Annotated in this window: 12 protein-coding genes; 9 read left to right on the plus strand and 3 right to left on the minus strand. The window is 63.5% G+C overall.

Features of this window, described 5'->3' with window-relative positions; all coding sequences use genetic code 11:
* The first annotated feature begins 194 nt into the window (after positions 1 to 194).
* Both GYB81_RS14400 and GYB81_RS14405 read left to right on the plus strand, forming a co-directional pair.
* Complete coding sequence (locus tag GYB81_RS14400) at positions 195 to 449, plus strand: NfeD family protein (RefSeq protein WP_161866194.1); 255 nt, start codon at positions 195 to 197, stop codon at positions 447 to 449.
* An 88-nt stretch (positions 450 to 537) separates the two neighbouring features.
* Positions 538 to 870 (plus strand): DUF2388 domain-containing protein, encoded by a 333-nt coding sequence (locus GYB81_RS14405; RefSeq protein WP_161866195.1) that lies wholly within the window; start codon positions 538 to 540, stop codon positions 868 to 870.
* A 71-nt stretch (positions 871 to 941) separates the two neighbouring features.
* Here the strand turns inward: GYB81_RS14405 and GYB81_RS14410 are convergent, their stop codons facing one another.
* The 3 genes from GYB81_RS14410 to desA form a co-directional block, all read right to left on the minus strand.
* Positions 942 to 2252, minus strand: coding sequence for an OprD family porin (locus GYB81_RS14410; protein WP_161866196.1), 1311 nt, complete (start codon positions 2250 to 2252; stop codon positions 942 to 944).
* A gap of 425 nt (positions 2253 to 2677) precedes the next feature.
* Positions 2678 to 3649, minus strand: a complete 972-nt coding sequence (locus tag GYB81_RS14415) for a GGDEF domain-containing protein (RefSeq protein WP_161866197.1) — start codon at positions 3647 to 3649, stop codon at positions 2678 to 2680.
* 109 nt (positions 3650 to 3758) lie between these two features.
* Positions 3759 to 4949, minus strand: a complete 1191-nt coding sequence (gene desA / locus GYB81_RS14420) for a delta-9 fatty acid desaturase DesA (RefSeq protein ID WP_161866198.1) — start codon at positions 4947 to 4949, stop codon at positions 3759 to 3761.
* A 168-nt stretch (positions 4950 to 5117) separates the two neighbouring features.
* Between desA and dibA the strand changes: the two genes are divergently transcribed.
* Genes dibA through GYB81_RS14455 form a run of 7 tightly spaced genes read left to right on the plus strand, consistent with a single transcriptional unit; the run spans position 5118 to position 19271 of the window.
* Positions 5118 to 7418: a phosphodiesterase DibA gene (gene dibA / locus GYB81_RS14425; protein ID WP_161866199.1), complete on the plus strand. Its 2301-nt coding sequence runs from the start codon at positions 5118 to 5120 to the stop codon at positions 7416 to 7418.
* Between the two features lies 1 nt (position 7419).
* Positions 7420 to 8541 (plus strand): HDOD domain-containing protein, encoded by a 1122-nt coding sequence (locus tag GYB81_RS14430; protein ID WP_161866200.1) that lies wholly within the window; start codon positions 7420 to 7422, stop codon positions 8539 to 8541.
* An 8-nt stretch (positions 8542 to 8549) separates the two neighbouring features.
* Positions 8550 to 12416, plus strand: a complete 3867-nt coding sequence (locus GYB81_RS25020) for a PAS domain S-box protein (protein WP_161897866.1) — start codon at positions 8550 to 8552, stop codon at positions 12414 to 12416.
* The gene (locus tag GYB81_RS14440; protein ID WP_161867904.1) at positions 12413 to 14335 is read left to right on the plus strand and encodes an ATP-binding protein; all 1923 of its coding nucleotides are present in this window, start codon (positions 12413 to 12415) and stop codon (positions 14333 to 14335) included. Before GYB81_RS25020 ends, GYB81_RS14440 begins: the two co-directional genes overlap by 4 nt.
* On the plus strand, positions 14332 to 17223 hold the full coding sequence (locus GYB81_RS14445; protein ID WP_161867903.1) for a CHASE domain-containing protein: 2892 nt from the start codon (positions 14332 to 14334) through the stop codon (positions 17221 to 17223). The genes GYB81_RS14440 and GYB81_RS14445 overlap by 4 nt, the downstream gene beginning before the upstream one ends.
* Positions 17216 to 17602, plus strand: coding sequence for a response regulator (locus tag GYB81_RS14450; RefSeq protein ID WP_161867902.1), 387 nt, complete (start codon positions 17216 to 17218; stop codon positions 17600 to 17602). The genes GYB81_RS14445 and GYB81_RS14450 overlap by 8 nt, the downstream gene beginning before the upstream one ends.
* Positions 17595 to 19271, plus strand: a complete 1677-nt coding sequence (locus GYB81_RS14455; protein WP_161867901.1) for a diguanylate cyclase — start codon at positions 17595 to 17597, stop codon at positions 19269 to 19271. The genes GYB81_RS14450 and GYB81_RS14455 overlap by 8 nt, the downstream gene beginning before the upstream one ends.
* Positions 19272 to 19349: the final 78 nt, after the last annotated feature.

Here is a 19349-nt window from a genome sequence, read left to right on the forward strand (position 1 = left end):
GTCAAGCCGCCTGCCAAACGCTTGGATGCGCTCCAGTTCGCAAGGATTGACCGGCATCCGCCCACCTTGCGAAGGGGTCGGCGGCAGAGCCTCAGCCGCTGTGCTTAGATTGTTGTATCTGGCAATGGAGTCTTAGCGATGCACACCCAAGGGCGACCGGCAAACTGTCTGGCTACAGGTGGCCGCGTCTTCTCATGATCACCTACCTGCAACATCTGTCGTTCTGGGACTGGCTGGCACTGGCCACCCTGCTGCTGATTCTCGAAGTGTTCGGCGCCGGCGGCTATCTGCTGTGGATAGGTCTGGTGGCTGTCGGCGTCGGGGCGCTGTCCTACCTGTTTCCGGATCTGCCCTGGGCCTGGCAGTTCCTGGTGTTCGGCGCGCTGGCAGTCAGCTCGGCGCTGCTCTGGTGGCGCCATCAACATCGCGCGCACAGGCTGCGGAACTGACCGGCGTGGCAACCGGCCATCGCCGCCAAGGAACCACAAGCGGCTTGTACCACTCCTAGGATAAGAACCACCCCACAGGAGTTTCATCATGCGTGTAACGAGCCGTGCCGCACTGGCGCTCAGTGCCTGCCTGATCGCCCAGACCGCAGCAGCCGATGGCCTGCTGCGCGATATTCTGTCCTCGGGCGCCACCACCGCCTCGACCTACCTTACATTCAAGGATCGCAAGCTGGTCGCGGCGACTGAAGAAGACGCCAGCAGCTTCGTCGCCAGCAACGGAGAAATCCGCGGCCCGCATCTGGAGGCCGCGATGCAGCAGTTGCGCAGCGCCAACCCGCAATTGCAGGACGCCGACGATATGGCCCTGGCCAGCGCCATTCTCGCTGCATCGGCAAACGCGAGCGTAGCGACCGCGGAATGAAAAAAGCCCGCATCTTTCGATGCGGGCTTTTATGACAGCGCAGGCGGGCACAAGGCCCCGCCCATACCGCCTTAGAGCAGCGGCAGGGTGTAGCTGACGATCAGGCGGTTCTGGTCGGTGTCGGTTGCAGCGTTGCCACGCAGCACGCCGTAACGCCAGCCCAGACCCAGACCTTTCAGAGCGCCATCCTGGAACACGTAGTCCAGAGCTACGTCACGCTCCCACTCTTTGGCATCGCTGCCAGTGGTCTTGATATTGGTGCCCTTCAGATAGGCTACCGAAGCCTTCAGGCCAGGTACGCCAGCACTGGCGAAGTCATAGCTGTACTGACCGAAGGTGGTGCGCTCACCGGCGCGGGTGAAGCTGTTCACCAGACGGTCGGTCAGCAGATAGACGCTGGCGCCCGTGGAGCCCTCGATGCCGCCCTGGTTCAGCTGGACGAAGTTGCTGTCCTCGGACACGCGCTGATGGCCGAGCATTACGGCATGGCTGCCCAGGCTGTAGGTGAAGGCAGCGCTCCAGGTGTTGTTGTCGATCTTGCCGTCACCGTTACGGGTGTAACCACCCACGGAGTAGCCCGCTTCCTTGCCATTCTTGCCGTCGGAAGTGGTACGGAAGTAACGCAGGTCAGTTTTCAGACTACCTTCGCCCAGCGCCAGGTTGTGGCCCAGACCGGCGAAGTGCTGCTTGTAGTAGTCTTCCAGGTTCGCGTAGTAGTACTGCGCGGTCAGATCGCTGTTGACCTTCCAGTCACCGCCAGCGAAGTAAAACTTGTTGGAGGCCTCGCTACCGCCAGCGACCGACAAGCCGGTGCTGTTGCTCGAAGCACGGCTGGTGGCATGCTCGATCTGACCTGCAGTCAGGGTCAGGTTGTCGATTTCATTGGAGGTGATCATGCCGCCTTCGAACATCTGCGGCAGCAGGCGACCGTCGTTGGACACCAGGATCGGCAGCTTCGGCATCAGGGTACCGATACGGCCTTCGGTCTTGGAGACGCGAACCTTGGCGGTAGCGCCAGCCTTGCTGAAGTCATCCACGGCGCTGCCATCGCTTTCCAGCGGGAACAGCTGACCCGGAGTGCGATCACGATCAGCTTTGCCGGCACGACCGCCACCGTCCAGACGCACACCCAGCATGCCGACTGCGTCGACGCCGAAGCCGACGGTGCCTTCAGTGAAACCGGACTGGTAATTGAGAATGAAGCCCTGACCCCACTCGCTGGCCTCACCATTGTTATTGGTGGTGTTCACGGTGTTCTGGTCGAAGTAGAAGTTGCGCATGGTCAAGCTGGCTTTGCTGTCGCCGATGAAATCGGCGGAAGCGACTTGGCTCAGGCCCAGGGTGCTGGCGGCTACGGCCAGTGCCAGGGAGGTCTTTCTCATTATGTTTCTCTCCAGTGTGTTTAAGGTGACGCATCGCCCGGCACAGACTTCGGCACGAAGAGGCAGGCCGGAACGAATGGGGCATACGCGCCCGCGAGCCAGACACGGCTAAAGCCGGGCTCGATGGGGCGTGTGAAAACTCAGGAAGAACGGAACAACGGCGAACGCGGCGAGGCGGCCGGAATGAAGCGGGCAGAGTGTTGCATCATGAGTACTCTCTCGTCGTTGTTGTTTTGCGCCGACATCCAGGTCGGGTCAGGCGGGACCTATGCAGATAGCGCGCCAGCTATCTGCATAGGGCGCGCTAAGGCTTCTAGAGCAATAGGTTACAGTTTTTCTGCAGACGAGTGACTGATCGATGACACCTGAAGCTAGGCAAATTTCCGCCGATGAGAACAAGCTCTCAGGCGGAAATTCGCCAGCCATCATCCCAATACGATCTGGTTCTTGCCTTGTCGCTTGGCCAGATACATTGCCGCGTCGGCACGCGCATAGAGCGCATCGAGGCTGACATCGGTTGCCAGCAGACTGGTCAGTCCCTGGCTGACGGTGATGCCGAAGCTGGTACCTTCATGCTGAAAGCTGAGGCGCTGCACCTCGCGCTGTAGTCGTTCAGCTACCTGCAAGGCCACGTCCTGCTCGCAGCCCGGGAACAGCGCCGCGAACTCCTCACCGCCGATACGCCCGAACAGATCGCCGCGTCGCAAGGCATTGCTGCCGCAATGAGCCAGGCGACGCAACACTTCATCACCGATCTGGTGACCGTACTGGTCGTTGATCTTCTTGAAGTCATCGAGATCGAGCAGCAGGAAAGCCAGCGGGCTGCCAAACTTGCGCGCATGCTCGAACTCGCGGCGGGCGCACTCGAAGAAATGCCGGCGATTGCTACTTTGGGTCAGCACATCGGTGGTGGCGAGCCGATGCAGCTCCCCTTCCAAACGCTTCTTCTCGGTGATGTCTTCGGCGATACCGACGATCACGTTGCCTTGTTCCGCCCTCAGCCTCGGGCTGACGAAACACTTGTCGCTGAGCCAACGCAATTGGCCATCGGCGCGAATGATGCGGTACTCGCGCGACTCCACGGCACCGGTTTCCAACACTTTGGCCAGGCTTTCGGCGGCGTAATCGAGATCATCCGGGTAAATGCTGTTGCGCCATTCACCGTAATCAGCCAACAACAGTGCGGCGGAGCGACCGAATATGTGCTCATAGGCCGGGCTGACATAAATCATTCGCTGCTCGTTCCAGTCGAAGGCCCAGAGCACCGCGTTGACGCTGCCAAGCAAGCTGCTGAACAACTGCTCGCGCTCACCCAGACGTTCTACCTCGGCCCGGCTGTGCAGCAGCGCCAGGGTCAGTTCTTCCAACTCGGAAACAGCGTTGCCTTGATCGTCCATTACAGCGGCCATCCCGCCTTGCCTCGCATTGAATTGAGCATAGTGCGAGCTGTTGGACAAACACAAAGGCCCGCCAGTTCGGCGGGCCTTCGCTGGTATCGAACGGCGATCAGGCGGTAGCGCTGGAAGGCCGCAGCGAGTAGGTCTTGAGCTGCTCGGCGAACTCTCGCAGAGACTGGATGCCACTGGCCTCGGCCTCGTGTACCCATTGCTTCATGGCCTCGAGCATATCGTGGCCGTTGCTGCTGGTCCTGACCCAGATCTGCTGCAGCGCCAGGCGCTTCTCGTAGATCACCTTGAGCGCCTGGCTCTGCGCCAGCATGTCGGCGATGCGCGCATGGTGCTGCTCTTGCAGCAGGCTCGGCTCACGCGACAGCAAACGCTTGGCACGACGGAACAGGTGACGAACGGATTCGTCGGCCTTGGCCACTTCCTGCTTGACCAGCGGCGCGATTACCAGCTTGCGGTACTGCGCCATGATCTGGAACCGGTTGTTGAGGATGGCCATGGCAGTGTCCATGTCCAGATGCCCCTTACCTTCTACCCGATGGGCGATGGGCGCAACGCGCTGCACCTTGGCCAGGCCGAGGAAGCTGAACAGCTTGATCCAGGCCCACCCCATATCGAACTCCCACTTCTTCACCGACAGCTTGGCGCTGTTGGGATAGGTATGGTGGTTGTTGTGCAGTTCTTCGCCACCGATGATGATGCCCCAGGGCACCAGGTTGGTGGCGGCGTCGCGGCACTCGAAGTTGCGATAGCCGACCGCGTGGCCCAGGCCGTTGATCACGCCGGCGGCCCAGAACGGAATCCACACCATCTGAATCGCCCAGACGGTCATGCCAAGCACGCCGAACAGGGCCAGGTCGATGATCGCCATCAGGGTCACGCCGCCGATCGGGTAACGGCTGTAGACATTGCGCTCGATCCAGTCATCCGGGCAGTTCTTGCCGTAGATGCGCAACGTTTCCTGGTTCTTCGCCTCTTCCTGATAGAGTTCGGCGCCTTTGCGCAGCACAGTGCTCAGGCCTTTGATGACCGGGCTGTGCGGGTCATCGACGGTTTCGCACTTGGCGTGGTGCTTGCGGTGAATCGCGGTCCACTCGCGGGTGTTCTGGCCGGTGGTCAGCCACAGCCAGAAACGGAAGAAATGCTTGAGCGCCGGGTGCAGTTCCAGTGCCCGGTGCGCAGAGTAGCGGTGCAGATAGACGGTGACGCTGACGATGGTCACATGCGTCATCAGCAAGGTCGCAGCCACCAGCTGCCAGACCGACAGGTCGAGTAAACCGTTGTACCACATGGGCGCTGTTGCCTCTTGATAGGGAAACGCGGTTTGTCCTACAAGGACGAACCAGATCACATTATCCCTGACCCATGCCAGAAAACCAGTTGGTCTTTTAGATAAGAATGTTTCAGCCGCCGCCCATCTATACTGCCCAACATTTCCAGGGAGCGTAGCCGCCCACTCATGCGTATCGACACCGCCGCCTTGCGTCTGACCCTGGGCTACCTGCTATTGGCTGGTCTGTGGATTCTTCTCAGCGATCAGCTACTCACAGCACTGGGGCTTTCCGTGGCGCAGCAGGAGCGCGTGCAGTCACTCAAGGGCCTGTTCTTCGTCGTACTCACCAGTTCGCTGCTGTATCTCGTGCTGCACCGCCATGCACAGCAGTACCGCAGTGCGCGCCTGCAACTGGCGAGCAACGAGGAGCGCCTGCGCCTGGCGCTGGACGCTACGCGCGATGGGCTGTGGGACTGGGATGTGTCGAGTCGCCGCGTGTTTTTCTCCGAAGGCTACGCCAAGCTCCTCGGGCTCACCCCGCAGACGCTGGGCGACACCCGTGAGGCCTGGGCTGCACGCCTGCATCCGGATGACCAGGAGCGCGCTCTGCAGGCGCTCAACGCCGACCTGGGCCAACAGCATTACGACAGCATCCACCGTCTGCGCCATGCCGATGGCAGCTATCGCTGGATTCACTCTCGCGGCCGGCTGCTGCGTGATGAGGACGGCCAGCCGCAGCGCTTCATCGGTATCGCCAGCGATATCACCCAGCAGCGCGCCAACGATGACAGCCTGCGGCAGGCTGCCGCCGTGTTCGATGCCACCCAGGAAGGCGTGCTGGTGACCGACGCAGAGCAGCGCATCGTCCACATCAATCCCGCCTTCAGCCGCATCACCGGTTACAGCAGTGAGGAAGTCCTCGGACAGCACCCCAACCTGCTCAAGTCTGGCCGTCACGACGCAGCTTTCTACCGCAGCCTGTGGCACGCGCTGGAAAACCGTGGCGCCTGGAGCGGCGAAGTATGGAACCGGCGCAAGAGCGGCGAAATCTATCCGCAATGGCAATGCATCCGCGTGATCCATGACAAGCTGGGCCACGTCAGCCATTACGTGGCCGTGTTCTCCGATATCACCGCACTCAAGCGTTCGCAGCGCGAGCTGGATTACCTCGCCCATCACGACCCGCTGAGCAACCTGCCCAACCGTCTTTTGTTTACCGAGCGTATCGCCCACGCGCTCGAGCGCAGCGGGATCGAAGAGCTGCGCGGCGCGGTGCTGCTGATCGATCTGGATCACTTCAAGCACATCAACGAAAGCCTTGGCCACAATGTCGGCGACCTGCTGCTCAAGGGCGTTGGTGAGCGCCTGCAGCAGGACCTGCCCAGCGGCACGACCCTGGCCCGGCTTGGCGGCGACGAGTTCGGCCTGCTCTGCGAAGCCTGCGGCGACGCGGCACAGGCTGCTGAGCTGGCACAAAGCCTGTTGCGTCACCTGGAAACGCCCTTCCGCCTCGATGGCCACGAGCTGTACATCGGCGCCAGTATCGGTATCAGCCTGTTCCCCGGAGATGCCGACACGGTCGAACAGGTCCTGCGTAATGCCGACTCCGCGCTGTTCAAGGCCAAGAGCAGTGGTCGCGAGGGCTATGCCTTCTACGTGCAGGAACTCACCGACTACGCCCGCCAGCGCGTGGAACTGGCCAGCAGCCTGCGCCACGCGCTGGATAACCAGGAACTGCGCGTCTTCTACCAGCCGCTGCACGACCTGCGTGACGGCCGCCAGGTCGGCATGGAAGCCCTGGTGCGCTGGCAACATCCGCAACGCGGGCTGATTCCCCCCGGCGAGTTCATCCCGGTTGCCGAGGAGAACGGCATGATCGGCATCATCGATGCCTGGGTGCTGGAGCAGGCCTGTCGCCAGATGGTGCGCTGGAATGCCCAGGGCAGCTCGCTGGATTTCGTAGCGGTGAACGTCTCCAGCCGTCTGTTCAGCCGAGGCGAGCTCGACCAGAAAGTCGCCAGCGTGCTCGCCGAAACCGGCCTGCCTCCCGAGCAACTTGAGCTGGAGGTGACCGAGAGCGCGATCATGGAAGACCCCGACGCCGCCCTGAAGCTGCTTACCAGCCTGCGGGCACTGGGCGTGCGCCTGGCCATCGATGACTTCGGCACAGGCTACAGTTCGCTGGCGCGCCTCAAGCGCCTGCCGGTGGACAAGCTCAAGCTCGACCAGAGCTTCGTCCGTGGCCTGCCCGACGACTCCGAGGACGCCGCCATCGCTCGCGCAGTGATCGCGCTGGGCAAGAGCCTGGGTCTGAAAGTGCTCGCCGAGGGCATCGAACAACCCGCTCAGGCCGAATTTCTACGTGAGCTAGGCTGCAATTACGGCCAGGGCTATCACTTCGGCCGCCCGCAACCGGTACCTGCCGAAGTCAGCGACAACGCATCCTTCAACGAAGCGAACAATAGCCAGTCCAGCACCAGGAGCTGACATGCGCGTGCTGATTCTAGAAGACGATCCCTGGATCGCCGATCTGCTCAAACAGATCGTACTTAGCCTGCGCCCCGCAGCCCGAGTCGACTGCAAGGCACGCCTGGCAGACGCCATGTCGGCCTGGCAGAGCGAACCGGCTCAACTGGTGATCGCTGACTGGAACCTGCCGGACGGCAGCGGCACTCAGTTGCTGCAGGCCGTGCGCAGCCAGGACCGCGAGGTGGCTCTGGTGATGGTCACTGCCCGAGCAGACCGCAACAGCGTGCTCGAGGTACGCCCGCTGGGCATCAATGCCTTCATCAGCAAACCCTTTCAGGTACCCAAGGTTCTGGAGTGCCTGCAGCGACTGCTGCCAGAAGCTGCCGCACCTGCCGCTGCGCCACTCGGCGAAGAAGACTTTCTTCAGCGCCTGGGCGCACTGCGCGACGACGAAATCGATTTGCCGCTGCGCGATGATCTTCGCCAGCAGCTGCTCGCCATCGCCGCAACATCCACCAGTTTGCAGGAGCTTGGCGACCTCTGGCAGCAGGACCCGGCCGTGCAGGCGCGACTCGTCGCTGCGGCCAACAATCCGCTCTATAACAGCACAGGACAGCCATGCAGCAGCCTGGCAGACGCCGTACGCCGCCTGGGTGCCGCCACTGCGCTGAACCTTGTTCAGGGCCTGGCGCTGCGCCCGGTGACCAGCCTGCAGGACGCCGATCTGAAAGCCCTGGGTGAAAGCCTGCTGCAAACGCAGTTGAACCTGCGCCAGAGGGTCGCCGAGCTGGCCAAGGCCTGCCAACTGGACCCGGCGCCACTGCAATGCGCGGCACTGCTGCAACGCATGGGGGAACTGGCCGTACTGCAGCAGGCGCAGATCTGGCGCAAGCGCGGCCTGACCCTGCATGAGGATCAGCTGCAACGAGCGCTGCGCCAGCACAGCAGCGAGCTGGCCAACCGGCTCAAGGCACACTGGCGCCTGCCCAACGTCATACGTGAACTGATTGGAGCCTGTTATGCCCTCGCGCCCGGCAACGCCCGTCGCGAGCCGATTCTCATGCGCCTGGCCTGTGCCGAAATGCAGAGTCCGGACAGCCAGGAAGTGCAGCGTCTGCGCCGTTTGGCCGGACTGAACTGAGGCAGCGGATGAACACGATCAGACTGGGTAATCGCTGGTTCGGGCTCTGGAACGCCAGCCGCTGGAACGCCAGCCGCTGGATAGTCATCTGCGGCAGCTTTTGCCTGGCAATGTTCTTCGCTTTTCTGGGGCACCAGGCGCTGAACGAGCGCGAAGCGCTCTGGCAGCTGCAGATCGGCAAGCAGGCGGACATTCAACGCATGGCCCTGAACAGTACCCAGCATGGGCTACAGGAGCGCACGCTGCTGCTGGCTGAAACCATCGCTGCCGATGCCTGGGTGGTAGATCTGGTGCGTCAGGCCCATGCCCTGCCGGCGAACGACCTGGAAAACCTGGCCATCATTCGCAAACAGCTCTATACCCGCCTGGCGCCGCGCTGGCGCCACCTGCAGGCGCGCCAGCCGTTTCGCCTGTACGTGCATCTGGCACCGGATATCAAGGTGCTGCTGCGGGTACACGAACCCGAGCACTTCGGCGATTTGCAGATCGGCTGGCGTCCCATGGTACTGGAGGCGCTGCGCAGTGGCACAAGCCAGGCCGGTTTGGGCCTGACCCGCGGCAGCATCGGCATGCGAGCGATCGCCCCGCTGCTGGTCGAAGGCGCAAACGGAACAGTACAGGTTGGCGCCATCGAGGTGGCCATGGGCGTGCTCGAAGATCTCGCACAGCTGGACCGCGAGTTCGACAGCGGCGTTGCCCTGCTGCTGCGCGGAGACCTCCTGCTGGGTTCAGGCAGCGGCGAGGATCTGCGCGGCCTGTCCGGAGATACCCGGCGCTGGCAACTGATGGGCCACTCGCGTCCGCAGATACTGACCTGGCAACAGCAAGGGCGACTGCCGGAACCGCAGGAGGGCAACAGCCTACGCCTGCTGGACGATGGCGAGCGCTTTTATCTGGTCAATCAGGTGGCGCTGAGCAGCTATCGGCAGACCTACGAACGGAGCACCGAACCGTTGGCGGTCGCCCTGATCTGGCACGACGTCAGTGATCAATACAACGTGCATCGACGTGACAAGCGCTGGCTGATCATCAAATGGTTGCTTGCCTGGTGCGGTGCCGAAGCGCTTTTGCTGGTCCTGCTGCGCAGTACCAGGCGCAGTACTCAGCGCCTGATGCAGCGCCAGCAGGCGGCGCTGCGCGCTCTCAACGAGATCGCCGCACTGCCCAGCCTGAGCCGCACCGAGCAATTGCGCCAGGCGCTGCGTCTGGGCGCCGAGCATTTCGGCATGCCGCTGGGCATCATCAGCCACATCGAGGGCGAGCAGTACCAGGTGCTGGTGCAAGTTTCCCCCGAGGGTGCAATGAGCGATGGCCAGCAGTTCGAGTTGAGTGAGACCTATTGCAGCCTGACGCTGCAGCAGAGCGAGGCGCTGGCCATCACCCACATGGCCGATTCGCAGTATCGGCGCCATACGTGCTATCGCCAGTACGCCCTGGAAAGCTACATCGGCATCACCGTGCGGGTAGCCGGCAAGCCCTTCGGTACCCTGGCCTTCGCCAATCCGGAGCCACGCATCCGGCCTTTCGATGACGCCGACCGCGACTTTCTCGGCCTGTTCGCCCGCTGGGTCGGGGCCATGCTCGAACGCCAACAACAGGAGCAAGCCGTACGCTCGGCGCGAGCCTACCTGCAGGCGGTGCTGGACTCGGCCACCGGGGTGTCGATCATCGCCTCCGATAGCAACGGCACCATCAACCTGTTCAATTCCGGCGCCGAACGCCTGCTGGGCTACAGCGCCGAAGAAATGGTCGGACGCCAGACCCCGGCCGTATTCCACCTCGCCGAAGAAGTCCAGGCCCGCGCCAGCGAGCTGAGCGAGGTGGCCGGCCAGCCAGTCACGGGCCTTGAAGTGTTCGTGCACAACGCACGTGGCGGCGAGCCGGAAACCCGCCAGTGGACCTATCGCCACAAGGACGGGAGCCTGCGTCAGGTCAACCTCACGGTCAGCGCAATGTTCGATGAAGGCGGCCAGATCACCGGCTTCCTCGGCATCGCCAGCGACATCAGCGAGCTGCAGCGGACCACTCATGCGCTGCAAGAGAGTGAGAGCCGCTTTCGCGGCCTGGTGGCGAACCTGCCCGGCGTGGTGTATCGCTGCGCCCATGATACCGACTGGACCATGCGCTACATCAGCGACGAGATTGCCAAGCTCTGCGGCTACCCGGCCAGCGACATCATCGACAATCGCGTACGCAGCTATTCCAGCATCGTGCATCCCGATGATCTGCCCATCACCTTCCGTATCGGTGAAGCACTCGAGCAGCAGAAACCCTTCGAACTGACGTACCGCCTACGCCATGCCGATGGCCATGACGTCTGGGTCAGGGGCAAGGGCCGCGGCGAGTACGACAGTAATGGCCAGCTGTTGTGGATCGACGGCTTCATCTGGGACGTCAGCGAACGTCATGCCATGGAAGACGAGCTGCGCCTGAGTCAGCAGCGTTTTCTAAGCGCCTTCGACACCGCCCCGCAGGGCATGGCCCTGGTCGCTCCGGACGGTCGCTGGCTTGAGGTCAACGCCGAGCTGTGCCGCATGCTCGGCTACAGCCGCGAAGAGCTGCAGGCACTGACCTACCAGCAGGTCACCCATCCGGACGACCTGGATACCGACCAGGAAAATATGGCCAACCTGTTGGCCGGGCAGATCAATGCCTACCAGATGGAAAAACGCTACCTGGACAAGCAGGGCCGTGTTCTCTGGGTGCTGCTCAGCGTATCGCTGGTACGTGACAGTGCAGGGCAGCCGGTGCACTTCGTTTCGCAGATCCAGGACTTCAGCGACCGCGTCGCCGCCGAACGCGCCGTGCGCGAGCGCGAGCACTATCTGAGTACCCTGCTCGACAACGTAGTCGACGCCATCGTCACCATCGACGAACACGGCCGCATCGAGACCTTCAACCACGCGGCCGAAGAAATATTCGGCTACCGACAGGATGAAGTGGCCGGGCGCAACGTCAGCCTGCTGATGCCCGAGCCGGAAAGCGGCGCACATGACAGCTACCTTCAGCGCTACCTGCGCACCGGGAAGGCCTGGGTGGTGGGCCAGGTCCGCGAACTGGAGGGCATGCGTCAGAGCGGCGAGCGCTTCGCCATGGAACTGGCCGTTTCGCAGATCAGCCACCAGGGGCAGCGTCGCTTCATTGCGGTGATTCGCGACATCGCCGAGCGCAAGCGCATCGAACAGATGAAAAACGAGTTCGTCTCCACCGTCAGCCATGAGCTGCGCACCCCACTGACGGCCATCGCCGGCTCGCTCGGACTGATCAACGGCGGCGCTCTCGGCGAGGTGCCGCAGGCCATGCGCCAGATGCTGAGCATTGCCCACAGCAACAGCCAGCGCCTCAGCGCATTGATCAACGACCTGCTGGATATGGACAAGCTGGTCGCCGGCAAGATGCACTTCGACCTGCAGACGAGCCTGCTGCAGCCGCTGCTGGAGCAGACGCTGCTGCACAACCAGCCCTATGCCGAGCAACATCAGGTTCAGCTGCGCCTGCAGGTCGAGAGCGACGCTCAGGTACGGGTAGACGCCCAGCGCCTGGCGCAGGTGATGGCCAACCTGCTGTCCAACGCGGCCAAGTTTTCGCCTTCCGGCGGCCAGGTCGTGGTCAGATTGCAGCACTGCGGCGAGATGATGCGGGTCAGCGTGTCGGATAACGGCCCCGGAATACCGGAAGCCTTCAAATCCCGCATATTCAGCAAGTTCTCCCAGGCCGACTCCGGCGATACCCGGCAGCAGGGCGGGACAGGACTGGGGCTGGCCATCTGCAAGGAAATCATCGAACGCATGGGCGGACACATAGGCTTCGACTCCTCCCCCGGCCTAGGTGCTACCTTCTGGTTTGAATTACCGGTCACAGGAAGTGCGTCATGAGCCAAGCCCCGATTCCCGGCAACGAGCGGCAGCGCCTGGCTGCGCTGCACGCCCTGGAGCTACTCGACAGTCCGCCCGAAGCGATGTTCGATCACATCACTGCGCTGGCCGCGGAAATCTGCGAAACCCCTATCGCGCTGATCTCGCTCGTCGACGCTCAGCGCCAGTGGTTCAAGAGCCGGGTCGGCCTGGAGGCAGAACAGACCGCGCGCGAACTCGCCTTCTGCGCCCATGCAGTGCATGCCGATGCGTTGCTGGAGGTGGACAACGCACTGGATGACGTGCGCTTTCGCGACAATCCGCTGGTCACCTCGGAACCGCACATTCGCTTCTATGCCGGCGTGCCCCTGCACGACGGCCAGGGACTGGCCCTCGGCACCCTGTGCGTGATCGACCGCCAGCCGCGCCGGCTCGATCAGCATCAGCGCATGCAGTTGCAGCACCTGGCGCAATTGACCGGCGAGCTGTTCGAGCTGCGCCTGCAGGCGCGCCGCCAGGCCGAACAGAGCGCCATGCACCAGGCCATGCTCGACAACGCCGGCAGCGCGGTACTGGTGCTGGATCCGCAGGGCCGGGTGTTGCGCAGCAACAGCGAAGCGCAGCAGCTGCTGAGCTATCCGGCCAAGGAGCTGGACCAGCAGTACGTATCGCAGCTGCTGCTCGATCCCGGTCAGTTCGAACGCCTTTGCGCCGCCAGCCTCGGTGGCCCGCAGAGCACCGAGGGACAAATGCGCGCGCGCAGCGGGCAGAGCCTGCCGGTACGTCTGAATCTTTCGCCGATTCGTGCCGAAGGTCAGCCGCTGCAGGGCTACCTGCTGGTGGCCAACGACCTCAGCCAGCGCGACGAAGCCCGCCAGCGCCTGCAGCGTATAGCCGCACAACTGCCCGGCATGGTCTATCAATATCTGCTGCGCGCCGATGGCAGCAGCTGCTTTCCCTACGCCAGCGCAGGTATAGGCGATATCTATGGCTGTACTCCCGAGGAAGTCGGCCAGGACGCCGCGCCGGTACACGCGCGTCTGCATGCCGAAGATGCATCGCCCGTGCGCGAAGCGATCGCCGCTTCGGCCCGGAGCCTCACCACCTGGCATCAGGAGTACCGCGTTCTGCACCCCGAACGCGGCCTGATCTGGGTCGAGGGACGCGCTGCCCCACAGCGGTTGCCCGACGGCGACACGCTGTGGCACGGCTTCATCAGCGACATCAGCGAGCGCAAACGCGGCGAACAGCTGCAGAACGAATTCGTCTCTACGGTCAGTCACGAGCTGCGCACGCCGCTCACCGCCATCGCCGGCTCGCTCGGTCTGATCAACGGCGGCGCCCTGGGCGAGGTGCCGCACACCATGCGCCAGATGCTGGAGATCGCGCAGAGCAACAGCCAGCGCCTGCGCCACCTGATCGATGATTTGCTGGACATGGACAAGCTGGTCGCCGGCAAGATGCGCTTCGATCTGCAGCCGCTGGCCCTGCGCGCGCTGCTGCAGCAGGCACTGCACAACAACCAGCCCTATGCCGAACGCCACCAGGTGCGACTGCACCTGCTGGCGGGCGACGACTGTCAGGTGCTGGCCGACCCCCAGCGCCTGGAACAGGTGCTGGCCAACCTGCTGGCCAATGCCGCCAAATTTTCCGCTGCCGGGCAGAGCGTCGAGCTCGCAGCCGTACCCGAAGACGGCTGGGTGCGCATCAGCGTGCGTGACCAAGGCCAGGGCATCGCCGACGACTTCAAACCACGCATTTTCAGCAAGTTCGCCCAGGCCGACGCCGGCGACACGCGCCGCCAGGGCGGCACCGGCCTCGGTCTGGCGATCAGCAAGGAAATCATCGAACACATGGGCGGACACATCGGCTTCGACTCAACCCTGGGTCAGGGCAGCACCTTCTGGATGAGACTGCCCCTGGCTGGAGCGCAATCATGAGAACCACCCGCGCCCTGCTCGCGTCTCTGTTCAGTCGCGTCAACCTGCTGGCCTGGGCGGTGCTGGCGCTGGCCTTGGGAGCGACGTTGCTGGCCTGGTACAACCTGCGCCAGAGCCAGACCGAGTCCGCCACCCGTCAGTTCGAACTGCTCACCGAGGAGCTGAGCCGGGCCATCGTCAAGCGCATGGAAGAACAGGAGAGCATCCTGCTCGGTGCCGCCGGTCTGTTCGATGCCAGCGAAGACGTCAGCCGTGCGGATTGGCGCGCCTATACCGAGCGCCTGCGCCTGGACGAGCGCTATCCGGGCATTCAGGGGCTGGGCTTCGCGCAGATGCTGGAGGCGCAGCAACTGCCAACATTCGAGAGCGAGATTCGCGCCGAGGGCTTTGCCGATTTTCACATGCAGCCACCCGGCCAGCGCGAACGTTACGCTGTGATCCGCTTCATCGAGCCTTTCACCGGGCGCAACCTGGCCGCCTTCGGCTTCGACATGCTGTCCGAGCCGGTGCGCCGCGCTGCCATGCTCGACGCCGGACGCAGCGGCCAGAGCCGCCTGTCCGGCCGCGTCATCCTGCGCCAGGAGACCCACGGCAAGGTCCAGCCAGGGCTGCTGCTGTACGTCCCGCTGTACTGGCCACAACGCCCGCTGGACACCCCGGAGCAGCGCCTGGCCGCGCTGCGCGGCTTCGCCTACAGCCCGTTCAGGATTCACGACCTGATGCATGGCATCTTCGGCGAACGTCAACGCGAGCTGGACTTCGAGCTGTACGCCGGCGGCGCCACCAGCGAAGGTGCCGAACTGCTCTACAGCAGTCGCGGCGACGTACCAATAACGCAGCCGGCCGACAGCCAACACCGACTTGAGATGTTCGGCCAGACCTGGCACCTGGACTTCCACTACGCACCGGGCTACCTCGCCCGCGAACACCGCGGCGAGGTGGCACTGCTGGTACTCGGCGGCTGCATCAGCCTGCTGCTGTTCTTTCTGGTCAGCACCCTCAGCCTGCGCCGCGCTCAGGTACAGGAACTGGCCGCACGCATCACCGAGCAGTTGCATCGCAGCGAGGAACGTCTGGCGCTGGCGCTCAAAGGCAGCAATGACGGCTGGTGGGATATCGACGTCAAGGCCGGCAGCTTTTTCGCCTCGGCGCGCGGCTGGCAAATGCTCGGTTATCCAGAACAAGGGCCGCCAGGCTTTGCCGACAACACGCAGGCCTGGGAAACGCTGGTACACCCGGAAGACCTGCCGGTGGCACGCGCCCGTCTGAGTCAGGCGTTTCATGAGGGCGCCAGCAACTTCACCCTCGACTGTCGCCTGCTGCGTGCCGACGGCAGCGAACTACCGGCGCTACTACGCGGGTATATCCAGCGCGACGCCAGCGGCTACCCGCTGCGCATCACCGGCACCACCATGGACCAGAGCGAAGCCAAACGCATCGAGCGTCTCAAGAGCGAGTTCGTCTCCACCGTCAGTCACGAGCTGCGTACCCCGCTGACCGCGATTGCCGGCTCGCTCGGGCTGATCAACGGTGGCGCCCTCGGCGCGGTACCGGAAAGCATGCGCACCATGCTGAGCATCGCTCAGGCCAACAGCCAGCGCCTCAGCCATCTGATCAACGACCTGCTGGACATGGACAAGCTGGAAGCCGGCAAGATGCAGTTCGATCTGCAGCCCTGCGAACTTGCTGCCCAGCTCGAGGAGGCACTGGCCAGCAACCAGGCCTATGCGGCCCAGCGCCAGGTGCAGCTGCACCTGAGCGACTGCCCGCCGGTGCGCGTACGGGTCGATGCCATGCGCCTGCAGCAGGTGCTCGCCAACTTCATTTCCAACGCGGTGAAGTACTCGCCGCAAGGCGCCGAGGTACGTCTGCGTGCCGAACGTAGTGGCTCCCGCGTGCGTGTCGAAGTGATTGACCAGGGCCCGGGTATCGCCGCCGAATTTCGTCAGCGCATCTTCAGCAAGTTCTCCCAGGCTGACGCCAGTGACAGCCGCAGCAAGGGCGGTACCGGCCTTGGCCTGGCCATCAGCAAGGAACTGATCGAGCGCATGGGCGGCCAGATCGGCTTCGACTCGGTCGTGGGCCAGGGCGCCTGTTTCTGGTTCGAGTTGCCAATGCTGGCCGAAGCCGCATTGCGTACCTCTGGCGACAGCCGTCGCAGCCTGCTGGTGGTCGAAGACGAACCGGACATTGCCAGCCTGCTGAGCCAGTTGCTGGAAGACGCCGGCTACCGCGTGCGCCTGGCCCACAGCCTGGACGAAGCACGTGCCTGCCTGCGCGAAGAAACGCCCGCCGCCATCAGCCTCGATCTGCGTCTGCCGGACGGCGACGGCCTGCAACTGGTGCAGGAACTGCGTGCCGATGCACGCTACCGCGAGCTGCCGATCCTGGTGGTATCCGCCGCTTGCGAGGAAGGTCGCCTGGCGCTCGAGGGCGCGCCTGCGCTGGACTGGCTGAGCAAGCCGATCGACTCACAGCGCCTGCTCGGCAGCCTTGCCCAGGCCCTGCAGAACCTGCCGCACAGCCCACGCGTACTGCACGTCGAGGACGATTACGATCTGCGCCTGGTAGTCGCCGAACAAGGCCGCGGACTGGCCGAGTTCGTGCCCGCCGACAGCCTCGCCGAAGCGCGCCGCCTGCTCGCCGAAGAGCCTTTCGATCTGGTCCTGCTCGACCTTGGCCTGCCCGACGGCAGCGGCCTGGAGCTGGTCGACGAACTGCAGCGCGAGCGCCCGGGTCTACCGGTAGCCGTGCTCTCGGCCAGTGAAATGAACGGCTGCGAGTTGGCCGGGGTAAGCGAAACACTGGCCAAATCGCGCAATGATGGGCAACACTTCCTGCACATGCTTAACCGCCTATTACCCGCCAAGGAGACCGGCCATGACTGAGCTCAAGCGCATCCTTCACGTCGAGGACGATCCCTCGATCCAGGCCGTGGCCAAGGTCGCTCTGGAAGCCGTCGGCGGTTTTCAGGTACTGAGCTGCTCCAGCGGCCTGGAAGCGCTTGATCAGGTGCAGGGCTTCGCTCCCGACTTCATCCTGCTCGATGTGATGATGCCCGGTATGGACGGTCCGCAGACGCTGGAAAAACTGCGCGAACTGGTGGACATCGACAGCGTACCGGTGGCCTTCATGACCGCCAAGGTACAGCCCGGCGAAGTCGCCCACTACCGTAGTCTGGGCGCACTCGACGTGATCGTGAAACCCTTCGACCCCATGCAACTCGCCGCCCAGATCCGGCAGATCTGGAGTCAGCGTCATGGATAAACAGGGCAATGCCATCCCGCAGACCTTGCAGCAGCATCTGCAGCAGCTTGGTCAGCAGTTCGCCGAGCGCCTGCGTCAGGAGCTTCCGCAACTGACGCAACAGGGCGAGCAACTGCTCGCGGCCGGCGACGAGCAGCGCGGGCAGCTTTTGCGAGCACTACGCGACCAGCTTCATCGCCTCGCCGGCAGTGCCGGCACCTTCGGTTTCGATCAGTTGGGCCAGCAAGCGCGAGAACTGGAACAGCAGGCCGAACGCTGGCTGGATCAGCAGCAGCGCCAGCAGCAGGACCTCGACGTCTTCGTCGCCGCGCTGCTGCAGCTAGGCGAGCAATCGGATGCCGACAGCAGCCCGGACGAACAACCGAAAGCAGCCAAGCCGCTGGCACGTACGGAGAACGATACGCGGCTCATCTACATTCTCGAAGACGAAATGACCGTCGGCGAAAACATGCGTCTGACGCTGAGCAACTTTGGTTATCGTGCCGAGCACTTCCGTACTACAACCGATCTCGATACCGCCCTGCTGCAGCAACTGCCCGATGCACTGATCGTCGACGTCAACCTGGCCAACGAACACCGCAGCGGTCTGGATTACGCCGCACGTCTGCAGCAGCGCCTGGAAGTGCCCCTACCGCTGCTGGTGCTGACCCACCAGCATGACTTTGACACCCAGCTGCAGGCGGTGCGTGCCGGCGCGCAGGGTTTCTTCGCCAAGCCGGTGGACATCCCGCAGCTGGAAAGCCGCCTGGAGCGCTGTTTCGCCCAGCAGAACGGCGAGCCCTACCGGGTGCTGATCGTCGACGACGACCGCGACCTGGCCAGCCGTTACAGCCTGGTGCTGCGCGACGCGGGCATGCTGGTGGAAATTCTTCAGGACCCGGCGCAGATCTTCGAGCATCTGCGCGATTTCAATCCGGAAGTGGTGCTGCTCGACGTCAACATGCCGGACTGTACCGGCCCCGAGCTCGCGCAGATCATCCGCTGCAACGACGACTGGCTGCGCATCCCGATCATCTACCTGTCGGCGGAGACCGATATCGCCAAGCAGATGAATGCGCTGATCAAGGCCGGCGACGATTTCGTCACCAAACCGATTTCCGACAACGCCCTGGTCGCCGCCGTTTTCTCTCGCGCCCAGCGTGCCCGCCTGCTGTCCAATGCGCTGGCGCGTGACAGCCTTACGGGTCTGCTCAAGCATGGCGATATCAAGGAGCAGGTGGCGATCGAACTGGAGCGCGCGCTGCGAACCGGCAACCGGGCCAGCGTGGTGATGCTGGATATCGATCACTTCAAACGGGTCAACGACGAACACGGTCACGCGGCAGGCGACAACGTCATCCGCGCGCTGGCCAACCTGCTGCGCCAGCGCCTGCGCCGGGTCGACAGCCTGGGCCGCTATGGTGGTGAGGAATTTCTCGCAGTGCTGCCGGACTGTACGCCGCAGCAGGCCAAACAGATCGTCGATGAGATTCGCGAACGCTTCGCCGAGCTGCGCTTCATCGCCGATGGCAGCGAATTTTCCTGCACCCTGAGTGCCGGTGTCGCCGGCACCGATCTGCACAGCCAGGCCGAACAGCTGCGCGAGCGTGCTGACAAAGCGCTATATGCAGCCAAGCATGGCGGCCGCAATCAGGTGCAGATAGCCGCGTCGGAAGAGCATCGCGGCTGAAGCCCGCTGCTACACCAGCACCACGCTCCGTAGGAGCGGCTTCAGCCGCGATAGGTCATAAGGCTACAGGCCGTAGGG

Origin of the sequence: Pseudomonas yangonensis, from assembly GCF_009932725.1 — a bacterium.
GTDB lineage: Bacteria > Pseudomonadota > Gammaproteobacteria > Pseudomonadales > Pseudomonadaceae > Aquipseudomonas > Aquipseudomonas yangonensis.